Raw genomic sequence first — 13,723 nt, forward strand, 5'->3', positions numbered from 1 at the left:
CCCACATGGAGCAGGGCTCTTGTTGACCCATAGTGGTACAGCAGGGGGGTAAACACCGGCTTTCGGAGACGTGTCTCGAACCTTAAGGTTTAGGCTTAACAAGCTCTTACGGGGAGGTGGCCATGGTCGACGCGAAGGAGATGGAGACGCTGGCCCTGGCGCTGCCCGAGGTGACGGGCGGGGTCGGCGAAAACGGGCAGCTCGGTTTCGCGGTTGGCGGCAAGGGGCTGGCCTGGGCCTATCTGGCCCGCTCCGCGCCCAAGGCCAGGCGCGAGCTGGTCCCCGGCGTCATCGCCGTCCGTTGCGCGATGGAGACCAAGGAACTGCTGCTGGAGGCCGCGCCCGACCGCTTCTTCACCGACGACCACTATCGAAGCTATCCGGCGGTGCTGGTCCGGCTGTCCGAGATCGAGGCCGATGAACTCGCCGGGTTGTTGAAGCAGGCCTGGAAGATCGTCGCCCCCAAGCCGATCCAGAAGCGGCATCCCGGCGTTTGACGCATTGCGCCATGTGGGCGCCGAGGCCTATCTGCTAGCCCATGAACGCCCCTTTCAAGCCCGACGCCCCGCCCGAATGGAACCTGGCCGACCTGTATGTCGGTCGCGACGACCCCCGCATCGAGACCGACCTCGCCGCCGCCAAGGCCGCCAATGACGAGCTGGCCTCGCTGGAGGGAATGTTTCTTGAGGCCCGCCAGGAGCCGGCGCGCCTGGGCGTGCTGCTGGATCGCGGGATCGGCCTGTACGAGCAAGCCACCAACGGCCTGTGGGGCGTGGGCGCCTATGCGGGCCTGGCCGCCGCGGTCGCCCGCGACGACCCGGCCTGGGCCAAGTTCGAGGCCGACCTTCGCGCCCGCTCGTCGCAGATCGCCGCCGAGAGCCTGTTCTTCACGCTGGAGCTGAACCAGCTGGAGGACGCCGAGATCGCCAAGGCGCTCAAGGCCCATCCCGAGGCCGCCCGCTGGGCGCCGTGGCTGCGCCGCGTGCGCCTGTCGCGGCCGCACGAGCTGTCGCCGGAGCTGGAACGCTTCATCGTCGACAAGGCCCCGGCCGTCGCCAACTGGGTGCGGCTGTATGATGAGACGCTGGCCAAGCTGACGGCCCAGGTGGCGGGCAAGGCCGGTGACGAGACCCTGACCTTGCCCGAGGCGCTGAACCGCCTGTCCGACCCCAGCGTCGCGCGCCGCAAGGCCGCCGCCGACGGCCTGGCCCGGGCGCTGGAGGAGCGCGCCTCGACCCAGGCCCTGGTGCTCAACACCCTGGCCTTCGAGAAGCAGGTCGAGGATCGCTGGCGCCGCTACGACCATCCCGCCCAGTCGCGCCACCTGGCCAACGAGGTCGACGCCGACGCGGTCGACGCCCTGGAGCAGGCGGTGGTCGAGGCGTATCCGCGCCTGTCGCACCGCTACTACGCGCTGAAGGCCAAGGTCATGGGCGTCGACAGCCTGGACTACTGGGACCGCAACGCCCCCCTCGATGCGGCTGCGCCGCGCGCCTACGCCTGGGACGAAGCCAAGGGCATGGTGCTGGAGAGTTTCCAGGACCTGGCGCCCAAGTTCGCCGACGCCGCCCGGGTGTTCTTCGACCGCCCGTGGATCGACGCCCGCCCGCGTCCGGGCAAGCAGTCGGGCGCTTTCGCCCATCCGGTCACGGCCGACCGCCATCCGTTCGTGTTCCTGAACTATATGGGCGAGCGGCGCGACGTGCTGACCCTGGCCCACGAACTGGGCCACGCCGTCCACCAGACCCTGTGCCAGCCGCTGGGCACCCTGCTGGCCGACACGCCCCTGACCCTGGCCGAGACGGCCTCGATCTTCGGCGAGGGCCTGGTGTTCGATCGCCTGCTGGCCGAGGCCACGCCCGAGGACCGCAAGAAGCTGCTGGCCGGCAAGATCGAGGACGGCCTCAACACCGTGGTCCGCCAGATCGCCTTCCACCGCTTCGAGCGGCGCTTCCACGAGGCGCGGCTGGAGGGCGAGCTGTCGTCCGACCAGATCGGCGGCCTGTGGCTGGAGGTGATGGGCGAGAGCCTGGGCCCGGCCGTGAAGCTGAACCCCGGCTACGAGCACTACTGGGCCTATGTCAGCCACTTCTGCCACGCGCCGTTCTACGTCTACGCCTACGCGTTCGGAGACCTGCTGGTGCGCGGCCTGATGGAGAAGCGCCGCGAGGATCCGGCCGCCTTCGCCCCGCTGTACGAGGACCTGCTGGCGGCGGGCGGCACCCGCACCTATGTCGAGGCCCTCAAGCCTTTCGGCCTGAACCCGAGGGACAAGGCGTTCTGGGCCGCCGGCTGCGCGCAGCTGGAACGGCTGGTGGACGAGTTCGAGGCGCTGGTGTGATCGATGCGATCCAAATCCTCCCCCTAGCGGGGGAGGTGGCCCGGAGGGCCGGAGGGGGAAGTCCGCTGACCTTGCCACTTCCCCCTCCGTCGTCTCTGCGAGCCGACACCTCCCCCGCTGGGGGGAGGATTTAGATGCCTGACGACCGCAACGACCCCGAACGCGACCGCCTCTCCGGTCGCCTCTCGCGCTTCGCCAAGGTGGGCGCTGGCCTTTCAGGCGCGGCCGTCAGCTATGGCGCCAATCGCGTCTTCGCCGGCGACGACGCCAACGCCCGCAACGCCAAGGCGCTGAAGGCGGCGCTGGGTGGGCTGAAGGGACCGCTGATGAAGGCGGCCCAGATGTTCGCCACGGTGCCGGACCTTCTGCCGCCCGAATTCGCCAAGGAATTCACCGAGCTGCAGACCAACGCGCCCGCCATGGGCTGGCCCTTCGTGCGTCGGCGCATGGCCGCCGAGCTGGGGCCGGACTGGCAATCCAAGTTCGCCAGCTTCGAGCACGAGGCCGCCGCGGCCGCCTCGCTGGGCCAGGTGCACCGCGCCACGACCCATGACGGCCGGTCGCTGGCCGTGAAGCTGCAATATCCCGACATGCAGAGCGCGGTCGAAAGCGACCTTGGCCAGCTGCGCGCCCTGATCGGGATTTTCAAGCGGATGGATGGCTCGATCGACCCGTCCGAGATGATCGTCGAGATCGGCGACCGCCTGCGCGAGGAGCTGGACTACGGCCGCGAGGCCCAGCTGATGCGGGTCTACGCCAACTTCTTCGCCGGCCGCGAGGACATCCGCACGCCGACGCCGGTCCCCGAGCTGTCCACGGGCCGCCTGCTGTCGATGACCTGGCTGGATGGGCAGGGCCTCTTGGCCTTCAAGAGCGCGCCGCAAGCGGTCCGTGACCGCATCGCCGCCCTGCTGTTCGAGGCCTGGTGGAGCCCGATGACCCATCTGGGGATCATCCACGGCGACCCGCACCTGGGGAACTACAGCTTCGCCGGTGAGGGCGCGGCGCACCTGAACCTGTTGGACTTCGGCTGTATCCGCGTGTTTCCGCCCAAGTTCGTGGCCGGGGTGGTGCGGCTCTACCGCGCCCTGTCGAACGACGACCGCGCCGAGCAGATGGAATCCTATCGCACCTGGGGCTTCACGGGCCTGACCGACGAACTGGTCGACACCCTGAACGTCTGGGCCCGCTTCATCTACGGCCCGCTGCTGGACGACCGGGTGCGCACCGTGGCCGACGACGTCCCGCCCGGCGAGTACGGCCGCCGCGAGGCCTTCAAGGTGCGCCAGGCTCTGAAGGCGGTGGGCGGCATCACCATCCCGCGCGAGTTCGTGTTCATGGACCGCGCCGCCATCGGCCTGGGCGCAGCCTTTCTGCACCTGGGGGCCAGCCACAACTGGCGGGCGCTGTTCGAGGCCTCGTTGGAGGGGTTCTCGGAGGCGGCGGTGGCCGAGCGGCAGCGGGCGGCGCTGGCGGCGGTGGGGCTCTAGTCCTCGTACTCCGCCAGCAACCCTTCCAGCCGCCGCTGTTCGGGCTTCATCACCCAGAAATAGCGCCCCAGGTTCCAGCCGACGCTGGCGATCAGCGCGACGCCGAACACGAACAGCATCTGCCAGGTGTCGCGCTCGGTGGCCTTGCCGACGTCGTTCAACTGGGTGACGCCGACGAACATCGGCGCCAGGAAGACCGGCAGCATCATCGCGAAAATCCTCATATTGGTCCGCGCCCGGCGGTTGGCGGCCAGCATCGCCGCGAGCGTGTCACGCATGGACGCGGCGCCGGCGTGGCGCCGGTGGCGCAGCAGGATCCCGGTGATCAGCACTGCCGCCAGCACCAGCCAGCAGACGCCGAGCATCGCCAGCGCTCCCCATTCCCGGCCCGGATCCATCCGACCCGAGGCGACCGCCCGGAAGGCGATGGCCGTGAAGATGGTCATGGCGGTGGCGGGGATGGCGAACAGCAGGACCTCGCCCCGGCGGCGGGCCTTCAGGCTCTTCATGACTTCCTCCATCAGATAGGCCTGGGCGCGGTCGTCCGGCGTGTTGGCCGGCGAGCGCCAGGCGGCTTGCAGGTGCTCAAACTCCATCGTCGGCCTCCTCCACGAGGCTGGAGACGCGCTGGCGGATCCGGGTCAGCCGCGCCCCGACATTGGTTTCGGAAAGGCCGTGCAGGCGGGCGATCTCGGCGTACGGGACGCCGTCCAGCGACAGCAGGATCAGCGACCGCTCGACCGGGGGCAGCTGGCGGATGGCCGCGTAGAGACGCTCCAGCAGCGCTCCTTGCGGGTCGCTCCCGGCGTCCCGGACCACCAGCTCGGCCTCGACCGCCACGCCGCGCAGCCGCCGCCGGCTCTCGCCGCGCCGCCAGGTGAGGGCGGCGTTGTGGGCCACGCGGTGTGCGTAGGTTCCCGCCGCGCTCTCGTCTCGGAACCTGGGCCATGCTCTCCACAGGGCCAGGGTCAGCTCCTGCAGCAGGTCGTGCTGGTCGGCCGGATCGGCGAAGGCGCGGGCCGTCCGGTGCAGCATCGGCAGATGCGGCGCCAGCCAGTCGGCGAAGTCGCCGTGCCGCCCTTTGTCGATGTCTTGAGCCCGGCCCATCCGCGTCCCCGTTTCGAAGAGGTTAGACACCGGCCGGGCCCGGGTCCTTACGGAAGGCTTCCACTTTATTCAAACGCTCGTTAGCCTGACCGTATGTCCGACGACCTGACAGACGCCCAGACCGCCGCCATACCCGAGGGGTTTTCCCAGCTGAACTGGTCGCGCGGCTTCGGTCGCCAGATCGGCCCTCTTTTCGAACAGCGCGAGGGCCCTGGCGAGGCGCGCCTGGCCTTCCGGGTCGAGGAGCATCACACCAACGGCCTGGGCAACTGCCACGGCGGCATGCTGATGAGCTTCGCCGACATGGCCTGGGGGCGGATCATCTCGCTGCAGAAGTCCTACAGCTGGGTCACGGTGCGGTTGATGTGCGACTTCCTGTCGGGCGCCAAGCTGGGCGACTGGGTCGAGGGCGAGGGCGAGCTGATCGGCGAGGAGGACCTGCTGTTCACCGTGCGCGGCCGCATCTGGGCCGGCGACCGCACCCTGATCACCGGCACCGGGGTCTTCAAGGCGCTCAGCCCCCGCAAGCCGCGCCCCGGCGAGCTGGCCTACAAGGAGGTCGCCGGTGGCTGACGATCAGGCGCCCGCGGCCCCCTTGGCCGCCTCGCTGCTCGCGCCGTTCCAGGGCGAGCCCCCGCCCGCGCCGGCCTGGTTCGACGCGGCCATCGCCCAGGCGCCCGAGCGCGCGATGATCCCGGTCGAGGGCGCGAACATCGAGCTCTTGACCTGGGGCGAGATCGGCAAGCCGGGCCTGCTGATCCTGCACGGCAACGGCGCCCACGCCGACTGGTGGAGCTTCATCGCGCCCTACTTCGCGAAGGACTGGCGGGTGGCGGCGATCTCGTGGTCGGGCATGGGCGACAGCGACTGGCGGGACGCCTACAGCGCCGAGCTGTTCGCCGCCGAGATCTTCGCCGCCGTCGAGGTCGCGGGTCTCGAGGCGGGCGGGGTCAAGCCGATCGTGGTCGGCCACTCGTTCGGCGGCTTTCCCACCCTGTACTGCGCCGCGCGCCATCCCGAGCGCCTGCGCGGGGCGATCATGGTCGACAGCAGCATCCAGCCGCCGGAGAAGCGCTGGAAGGGGCCGCCGCCGCGCTCGGGCCAGGGCGCGCGGGTCTATCCGACGCTGGAGGAGGCCCTGACCCGCTTCCGTCTTGCCCCACCGCAGCCGTGCGAGAACCTGTACATCGCCGACTTCATCGCGAGGCGGTCGCTGAAGGCCGTCGAGGGCGGCTGGACCTGGAAGTTCGATCCGGACCTCTGGCACAATTTCCGCATGCCGGACCTGGGGCGACTGCTGCCGGAGATCGCCTGTCCGGCCGCGCTGATGTGGGGCGAGCGGTCGAACCTTATGCACGCCGAGACCTTGGACTATATGATCGAGCAGATGCCCAAGGACGTGCTGCTCTTGCCCATTCCCGACGCCGACCACCACGTGATGATCGACCAGCCCCTGGCCTTCGTGGCCGGGCTTCGCGGACTGCTGGCGGCCTGGGCCTGACGGCCATGGCCGGACCGGTTCTCGTCTACACGCCCGATCGCGGGATCGGGGACCTGATGTGGCACCTGCCGACCATCCGGGCGATCGCGGCGACCACGCCGGAGGGCCAGGTCGTGCTGGTGGCGCGGCCCGCCAGCCGGGCGTCCGAGGTGCTGGCCGTCGAGCCGACGGTCGCGCGGGTGCTGCACGCGCCGAACTACAAGGGCAAGCTCAAGGGCGTGCGCGAGGTCATCGATTTCTACCGCATCTGCCGGGCCGAGACGCCGCGCGCGGTGTGGATCCTGGAGAAGATCGACCGCCCCGCCATCGCCGCCTTTCTGGCCGGCGTGCCCGAGCGCCGGGGTTTCGGCCTTGGGCATGGGCAGGAGACGTTCCTGACCACCGGACCGTACCTGCCGAAGGCCATGCGGCCCGCCCATCGGATCGACAAGTTGGAGGCCTTCGAGAAGGGCCACGGCTTGGTGGTGACCAGCCGCGAGCCGCAGCTGAAGCTGGATCCCAAGGCGATCGCGGCCGTGAAGGCGCGCTATGCCGACAGGCCCGGCCCGTGGCTCAGCCTGGGGATCGGGGCCAGCGAGCCGGCCCGCACCTGGCCGGCCGAGCGCTTCGCCGAAACGGCCCGGCGGCTTTCGGACCTGTTCGGCGCGGTGTTCTGGGTCGGCGGACCGAACGAGGCGGAAAGCGCCCGCGCCGCGATCGGCGACCTGCCGAACAATGTCGTGGCCTGCGACCTGCCCCTGGACCGGTCGGCGGCGCTGATCGCGCTGTCCGCCGGCTTCCTGGGCAACGACTCCGGCGCGCTGAACGTGGCCGCCGCCGTTGGCACGCCATGCGTGGGCCTTATGGGCACCGCGCCGGTGCCGGCCTATTCGCGCTGGCTCTCGCGCCTGGACGGCGGGGAAGGTCGAATCGCGGACATCATGGTCGACCAGGCCGTCGAAGCCGTGCGCACGCGCTACGAGTCGGAGCGCTGGGACAATTCGCACGCTTGAGCCTTAGCGCCCCGCGTTGTATCGGGCGGGCTCGGTAATTCCGTTTTCTTTTAAGGACGACACATGGCCGGCGATTATCACCGCGGTGAAATGGACATCCACGAGCAAGCTGCCACCTATGCCGCCTTCGGCAAGATGACCAAGTGGGGCTCGCTGGCCATCGCGGTCCTGCTGCTGTTCATCACCCTGCTGTTCTGCACGCCGGCCGGCTTCATTGGTAGCGCTATCGCCGCCGTCGTGCTGCTGGCCCTGGGCATCGTGGCGCTCAAGGAAAAGCCCGTTCCGGCCCACTGACACCGGTAGACATCGGCATATTTTTTCCCTCACCTGCACGTCATGCCTCGACAAGAGGCAAGACTATCCCCTACAGAGCGCCCCATGCTGGTGAGCAAACAGCGCTCTGGGGAGGGGTATGCCGATGGCCGTTATCGCCGTCACGAAAGAGACCCGCGCGAACGAAACGCGGGTCGCGGCCACGCCTGAAACCGTCAAGAAGCTCGGCGCGGCCGGCTTCTCGGTGGTGGTGCAGGCGGGGGCGGGGACGGCCGCGTCCTATCCCGACGCCGACTACGAGGCGGCCGGCGCCACGATCGCCAAGACCGCCAAGGACGCCCTGAAGGACGCCGACGTCTTGTTCAAGGTGCGCGCGCCCGAGGCCGCCGAGATCGGCGCGCTGAAGAAGGGCGCGATCGTCGCGGCGGCGCTCAATCCCTATCAGGACAAGGAGACGCTTGACGCCCTGGCCAAGGCCGGCGCGACGGCGATCGCCATGGAGTTCATCCCGCGCATCACCCGCGCCCAGGTGATGGACATGCTGTCCTCGCAAGCCAACCTGGCCGGCTATCGCGCCGTGATCGAGGGCGCCGAGGCCTACGGCAAGGCCCTGCCGATGATGATGACCGCCGCCGGCACCGTCGCCGCTGCCAAGGTGTTCATCATGGGCGTGGGCGTCGCCGGCCTGCAGGCCATCGCCACGGCCCGCCGCCTGGGCGCGGTGGTCACCGCCACCGACGTGCGTCCGGCCACCAAGGAACAGGTCGAGAGCCTGGGCGCCAAGTTCCTGGCCGTCGAGGACGAAGAGTTCAAGAACGCCCAGACCGCCGGCGGCTACGCCAAGGAGATGTCCAAGGAATACCAGGCCAAGCAGGCCGAACTGGTTTCCTCGCACATCGCCAAGCAGGACATCGTCATCACCACGGCCCTGATCCCCGGCCGCCCCGCGCCCAAGCTGGTCAGCGCCGCCCAAGTCGCCTCGATGCGTCCGGGCTCGATCCTGGTCGACCTGGCCATCGAGCAGGGCGGCAATGTCGAAGGCGCCAAGCTGAACGAGACCGTGGTCACCGCCAACGGCGCCAAGATCCTCGGCCACGCCAACCTGCCGGGCCGCATCGCCGCCGACGCCAGCGCGCTCTATTCGCGCAACCTGATGGCGCTGGCGACCCTGTTCACCACGAAGGAGGGCGCCTTCGCCCCCAACTTCGAGGACGAGATCCTGCAGGCCGCCGTCGTCACCCGTGACGGCGCGATCGTGCATCCGAACCTGAAGACCGCCTAACTCCAGCATCGAAAGGGAGGCTCCCATGGAAGCCGTCGACCCCACCGTGTTCCGTCTGGCGATCTTCGTGCTCGCCATCTTCGTCGGCTACTATGTCGTCTGGAGCGTGACGCCCGCGCTGCACACGCCGCTGATGGCCGTGACCAACGCCATTTCCTCCGTGATCATCGTCGGCGCCCTGCTCGCGGCCGCCGCCCACGGCGCCTCGGGCGAAGCCGTCGCCGGCTCGACCTGGATCTCCAAGGGGGCCGGCGCGATCGCCGCGGCCTTCGCGGCGGTCAACATCTTCGGGGGCTTCCTTGTCACCCAGCGCATGCTGGCGATGTACAAGAAGAAGTCGAAGTAAGCGGCGCCCCCAATTTCGCAACGCGAAATTGGATCAAGCAAAGGATCAGGCCTTCAAAGAAGGCCTGTGGGGGAAATCACACCATGAACGCCAATCTCGCCGCCATCCTCTACATCGTCTCGGGGGTGCTGTTCATCCTCGCGCTGCGGGGTCTTTCCAGTCCCGTGACCAGCCAGACGGGCAACCGTAACGGCATGATCGGCATGGCCATCGCCGTCGGCACCACCCTGGCCACCCTGTGGAGCCAGGGCGCGCTGGACGTCGTGACCCTGGGCCTGATCCTGGGCGGCGTCGCCGTCGGGGGCGCGGTCGGGGCGATCATCGCCCGCAAGGTCGCCATGACCTCGATGCCGCAACTGGTCGCCGCCTTCCACTCGCTGGTCGGCATGGCCGCCTGCCTGGTGGCCGTGGCCGCCATCTACACGCCCGCCGCCTACGGCATCGTCGGCGAGAATGGCCATATCCATCTCAACAGCCTGATCGAGCTGTCGCTGGGCCTGGCCATCGGCGCCATCACCTTCACCGGCTCGGTCATCGCCTTCGCCAAGCTGAACGGCAACATGGGCGGCGCGCCGATCCTGCTGCCGGCCCGCCACCTGCTGAACATCCTGATCGCGGCCGCCATCGTGGCCCTGGTCGTGGTGCTGGTGATCTCGGGCGGCGCGGCCATCTGGGCCTTCTGGGGCATCTTCGCCCTCAGCCTGCTGATCGGCGTCACCCTGATCATCCCGATCGGCGGCGCGGACATGCCCGTCGTGGTGTCGATGCTGAACAGCTATTCCGGCTGGGCGGCGGCGGCCCTGGGCTTCACGCTGGAAAACACCACCCTGATCATCACCGGCGCCCTGGTCGGCTCGTCGGGCGCGATCCTGTCCTACATCATGTGCAAGGGCATGAACCGCTCGTTCGTCTCGGTGATCCTGGGCGGCTTCGGCGCCGACGCCGCGGCGGCCGGCACCGGCGGCAAGGTCGAGACCCGTCCCGTCAAGCAGGGCAGCGCCGACGACGCGGCCTTCATCATGAAGAACGCCAGCAAGGTGATCATCGTCCCGGGCTACGGCATGGCCGTCTCCCAGGCCCAGCACGCCCTGCGCGAAATGGCCGACAAGCTGAAGGAAGAGGGCGTCGAGGTGAAGTACGCCATCCACCCCGTCGCCGGCCGGATGCCGGGTCACATGAACGTGCTGCTGGCCGAGGCCAACGTCCCCTATGACGAGGTCTTCGAGCTGGAGGACATCAACAGCGAGTTCTCGACGGCCGACGTGGCCTTCGTGATCGGCGCCAACGACGTCACCAACCCGGCCGCCAAGACCGACCCGACCAGCGCCATCTTCGGCATGCCGATCCTGGACGTCGAAAAGGCCCGCACGGTTCTGTTCGTCAAGCGCGGCATGTCCTCGGGCTATGCCGGCGTCGAGAACGAGCTGTTCTTCCGCGACAACACGATGATGCTGTTCGGCGACGCCAAGAAGATGGTCGAAGGCATCGTGAAAAGCCTGTAGCGGCGGACTTCATGGAAACGACGAAGGCCCCGGCGGAGACGCCGGGGCCTTTTTCGTTGAGCGCGCCTTTAGTGCCGTGCGGCGGTCGGCGACAATCCTCTCCCTAGCGGGGGAGGTGGTCCGAAGGACCGGAGGCGGAAGTGCTCGATGCCTTGCCCCTTCCCCTCCGTCGTCTCTTCGAGCCGACACCTCCCCCGCTAGGGGGAGGATTTTCGCCGGCGCCCATCGCGGATATCGCGCGCCCCAAAAACAAAGGCCCCAGGGTGTCCTGGGGCCTCTGTCGCGGGGTTTGGGGAGGTGGGGTTTCGATCGCTCACCGGGCGGCCATTTCGGTCGCTTCGCTGTGGGCCGCCATGGCCAGGGCTTGGTGCTGGGCGGTCGGCAGCTGGCGGTCGACCTCGCGGCGGACGGCGTTGACGCAATCGCGCATGGTCGTGCGCAGGTCGCCGGCGTCCAGGGTCGTGCGGCAGAAAGCGTTCGCGGCGGTCTCGATGCGGGCCTTGAAGATCTTGGCGTGGCCGGGATTGGCCAGGTTCAGATCGCCGTAGGCGACGCGGACGCTGTGCTCGCCTTCGGCGGCGTTGGCGGCTTGGGTCAGGCCCAGGACCGGAACGGCGGCCAGGCTCAGGCTGGCGACGGTAGTCAGGCTCATGATGAACTTGCGCATTTGAAGTATCCCTCTGGTTTGGCGCCGCTCCGTGCGCCGATGAATACTGTGTATTGGCAAGAGTTCTCCCAGTCCCGTTACGTCTCCTTCATGACGTGTAATTAAAGAAATGACGCGCGCTTCATGATGTGAACATCTCGTAATTTATGAAGTCACCGTGACATGCTGGCCAAGCTGAACCGCGAAGTAAATGAATGGTTAAGCTGCGCCCTGTTTTCGCCCCACGCGACCGTCATAGACCGCCGTCCTTCACCAAGCCGAAAGGTCAAGTGTGAGAACAGAGCCGCCCGCGCGCGGTCTCACGACTGACCGAACGTCGAAGAGGTAGCGGTTTGATTTCCAAGACCCTGGCGCTTCCGCCTCAGCACCTGCGTATCGCCTTCTTCTCCATGCTGGGGGTCGCGGCCGTGGCCGGAACGCTCAACGGCGCCGTCGCCCTGGGCGGATGGGCGGCCCGGACCGCGCCCGTCGCCGAGCCGGCTCCGGTCGTTGTTCCGATCCAGCCGAAGGCCGAAGAGGCAGAGCCCGCGCCGCCGCCCGCCTTCCAGTTCGACGCGCCGCTGCCGGGACGGGTTGTCAACTCGCCGTTCGGCCTGCGCCAGCTACCTTGGGAGGAGAACGGCCGTCTGCACGAAGGCGTCGACATCGCCGCCCCCAGCGGCGCGCTGGTCAAGGCCGCCGCCGACGGCGTGGTCAAGGCCACCGGGACCAGCCCGACCTACGGCCGCTATGTCCAGGTCATGCACAAGGGCGGCCTGACGACCCTCTACGCCCACCTGGCCAAGCCGGCCAAGGGCGTCAAGCGCGGGACCTACCTGCATCGCGGCGACACGGTCGCCTTCGTCGGCAATTCGGGCCGCTCGACCGGCTCGCACCTGCACTTCGAGATCCGCAAGGGCGACAAGGCCCTGAACCCGACCTTCTTCCTGGGCCGCAGCTTCGCCGAGGCCTCGGATTTGCCGCTGAAGGCCGCCGGCCGCGTCTCGCGCAAGGTCCACCTGGCCACGGTGTCCAAGTGGCCGGACGGCGTGAAGAAGGGGAGCGCGACCTCGGGCCGCGTCCAGATGGCCCGCCTGAAGAACGGCCGCGTCCGCGCCAGCATCCCCGTCGCCTCCACGCCGGTGGCCACGGTTCCGGCGCCGGCCGCGCAACCGGTGGCCGCCGCCAACGGTTTGGCGACTTAAAAGTCCGTCCTCGTCGTGATGCGCCTCGACGCGTCACAAAGCCTCACTACATTGAACGCCATGATCCAGCTTATCGGTCGCGGCGTCGCGGGCTTGGCCCTGCTTCTGGTTTCCTACATCGCCGTCGGCGGGCTGATGAGCGCCACAGGGGCGCCCAAGCCCCGGGGCCAGATGGTCGAGATCGAGCCGGGGCGGAAGCTGCGGCTAGTCTGCGAAGGGCCCCGCAGCGACCGGCCGGTGATCTGGCTGGAAGCCGGCGCCTTCGGCCTCGCCGCCGACTGGGGCGGAACCCAGGAAGCCCTGACCGCCGCCGGCTGGCGCTCGTGCGCCTATGATCGGGCCGGCATGGGCTACTCGCCCAAGGGTCCCAGCCCGCGCGACGGCATCGCCATCGTCACCGACTTCGAGAAGCTGGTCGCCGCCTCGGGCGAGCCGGGTCCTTACATCCTGGTCGGCCACTCGATGGCCGGCCTGCGGCTGCGCGAATACGCCGGGCGCAATCCGGACAAGGTGGCCGGGATCGTCCTGGTCGACGCCGCCACGCCCGAGGCCGCCCAGAACCCGCAGATGCAGGGCTTCATCAAGACCTTCGCCTCGGTCTCGAAATGGGCCGCGCGCGGGGCTTCGATCGGCCTCTACAAGCCGCTGGTCCACACGCGGTTTGGCGACAAGATCGACCTGCCGCCGGCCGCCAAGGCCGAGAAGGGCTGGGCCTTCGCCAACGGCCGCCACAACCGCACGGCGGCCGAGGAGGTCGGGCTGTGGAAACAGGCCTCGGACCAGGCCGCCGCCCAGCCGGATTTCGATCCGAAGTGGCCGGTGGCCGTGGTCACGGCCGGGCCGGTGGCCGGTCGCGAGCTGCGCAAGGAAATGCAGGCCGCCCCGGCGCGCCGGTCCCAGCACGGCCTGGTCGACCATGTCGAGGCCGCGACCCACACCCTGCTGATCGGCCGCCGCTTCGCCGACCACATCGTCCGCGCCGTCGCCTTCGTGGCCGACGCGTACAAGAAGGGCTGATACAACTTCAGAGAACATTGA

General features: G+C 68.8%; 15 protein-coding genes. 12 read left to right on the top strand and 3 right to left on the bottom strand.

The annotated features are described in order from the left end of the window. Nucleotides 1-122 precede the first annotated feature (122 nt). From MZV50_RS04340 to MZV50_RS04350, 3 genes are all read left to right on the top strand, one after another. Nucleotides 123-497, top strand: a complete 375-nt coding sequence (locus MZV50_RS04340; RefSeq protein ID WP_252633178.1) for an MmcQ/YjbR family DNA-binding protein — start codon at nt 123-125, stop codon at nt 495-497. A 41-nt stretch (nt 498-538) separates the two neighbouring features. After that, nucleotides 539-2,341 (top strand): M3 family oligoendopeptidase, encoded by a 1,803-nt coding sequence (locus MZV50_RS04345; protein ID WP_252633179.1) that lies wholly within the window; start codon nt 539-541, stop codon nt 2,339-2,341. 134 nt (nt 2,342-2,475) lie between these two features. Then, nucleotides 2,476-3,831 (top strand): ABC1 kinase family protein, encoded by a 1,356-nt coding sequence (locus MZV50_RS04350; protein ID WP_252633180.1) that lies wholly within the window; start codon nt 2,476-2,478, stop codon nt 3,829-3,831. On the opposite strand, the gene MZV50_RS04355 is transcribed toward MZV50_RS04350, so the two are convergent. After that, nucleotides 3,828-4,427, bottom strand: coding sequence for a hypothetical protein (locus tag MZV50_RS04355; RefSeq protein ID WP_252633181.1), 600 nt, complete (start codon nt 4,425-4,427; stop codon nt 3,828-3,830). The two genes, MZV50_RS04350 and MZV50_RS04355, sit on opposite strands and share 4 nt — an antisense overlap. Next, nucleotides 4,417-4,938, bottom strand: a complete 522-nt coding sequence (locus tag MZV50_RS04360) for an RNA polymerase sigma factor (protein WP_252633182.1) — start codon at nt 4,936-4,938, stop codon at nt 4,417-4,419. Before MZV50_RS04360 ends, MZV50_RS04355 begins: the two co-directional genes overlap by 11 nt. A 93-nt stretch (nt 4,939-5,031) precedes the next feature. On the opposite strand from MZV50_RS04360, the gene MZV50_RS04365 reads away from it, so the two are divergent. The 7 genes from MZV50_RS04365 to MZV50_RS04395 all read left to right on the top strand — a co-directional run bounded on the left by MZV50_RS04365 (nt 5,032) and on the right by MZV50_RS04395 (nt 10,834). After that, a complete protein-coding gene (locus MZV50_RS04365; RefSeq protein ID WP_252633183.1) occupies nt 5,032-5,511 on the top strand; it encodes a PaaI family thioesterase in 480 nt (159 codons plus the stop codon). Further along, entirely contained in the window at nt 5,504-6,439 is a 936-nt protein-coding gene (locus MZV50_RS04370) for an alpha/beta fold hydrolase (protein WP_252633184.1), read from the top strand. Before MZV50_RS04365 ends, MZV50_RS04370 begins: the two co-directional genes overlap by 8 nt. Nucleotides 6,440-6,444: 5 nt before the next feature. Beyond that, entirely contained in the window at nt 6,445-7,431 is a 987-nt protein-coding gene (locus MZV50_RS04375) for a glycosyltransferase family 9 protein (RefSeq protein ID WP_252633185.1), read from the top strand. A gap of 63 nt (nt 7,432-7,494) precedes the next feature. Next, entirely contained in the window at nt 7,495-7,725 is a 231-nt protein-coding gene (locus tag MZV50_RS04380) for an aa3-type cytochrome c oxidase subunit IV (RefSeq protein ID WP_252633186.1), read from the top strand. Nucleotides 7,726-7,843: 118 nt separating this feature from the next. Beyond that, nucleotides 7,844-8,986 carry a Re/Si-specific NAD(P)(+) transhydrogenase subunit alpha gene (locus MZV50_RS04385; RefSeq protein WP_252633187.1) on the top strand — a complete coding sequence of 381 codons (1,143 nt, stop codon included), beginning with the start codon at nt 7,844-7,846 and terminating at the stop codon, nt 8,984-8,986. Nucleotides 8,987-9,011: 25 nt separating this feature from the next. Then, nucleotides 9,012-9,332, top strand: coding sequence for a proton-translocating transhydrogenase family protein (locus MZV50_RS04390; RefSeq protein ID WP_252633188.1), 321 nt, complete (start codon nt 9,012-9,014; stop codon nt 9,330-9,332). Nucleotides 9,333-9,415: 83 nt separating this feature from the next. Next, entirely contained in the window at nt 9,416-10,834 is a 1,419-nt protein-coding gene (locus MZV50_RS04395; RefSeq protein WP_252633189.1) for an NAD(P)(+) transhydrogenase (Re/Si-specific) subunit beta, read from the top strand. A gap of 313 nt (nt 10,835-11,147) precedes the next feature. On the opposite strand, the gene MZV50_RS04400 is transcribed toward MZV50_RS04395, so the two are convergent. After that, nucleotides 11,148-11,501, bottom strand: a complete 354-nt coding sequence (locus tag MZV50_RS04400; protein WP_252633190.1) for a UrcA family protein — start codon at nt 11,499-11,501, stop codon at nt 11,148-11,150. A 332-nt stretch (nt 11,502-11,833) separates the two neighbouring features. Between MZV50_RS04400 and MZV50_RS04405 the strand changes: the two genes are divergently transcribed. Both MZV50_RS04405 and MZV50_RS04410 read left to right on the top strand, forming a co-directional pair. Beyond that, nucleotides 11,834-12,685, top strand: a complete 852-nt coding sequence (locus MZV50_RS04405) for a M23 family metallopeptidase (protein WP_252633191.1) — start codon at nt 11,834-11,836, stop codon at nt 12,683-12,685. A gap of 60 nt (nt 12,686-12,745) precedes the next feature. After that, nucleotides 12,746-13,702, top strand: coding sequence for an alpha/beta fold hydrolase (locus MZV50_RS04410; RefSeq protein WP_252633192.1), 957 nt, complete (start codon nt 12,746-12,748; stop codon nt 13,700-13,702). The last annotated feature ends 21 nt before the right edge of the window (nt 13,703-13,723 follow it).

It is taken from the genome of Caulobacter segnis (assembly GCF_023935105.1).
In the GTDB taxonomy this organism is placed as follows: domain Bacteria; phylum Pseudomonadota; class Alphaproteobacteria; order Caulobacterales; family Caulobacteraceae; genus Caulobacter; species Caulobacter segnis_B.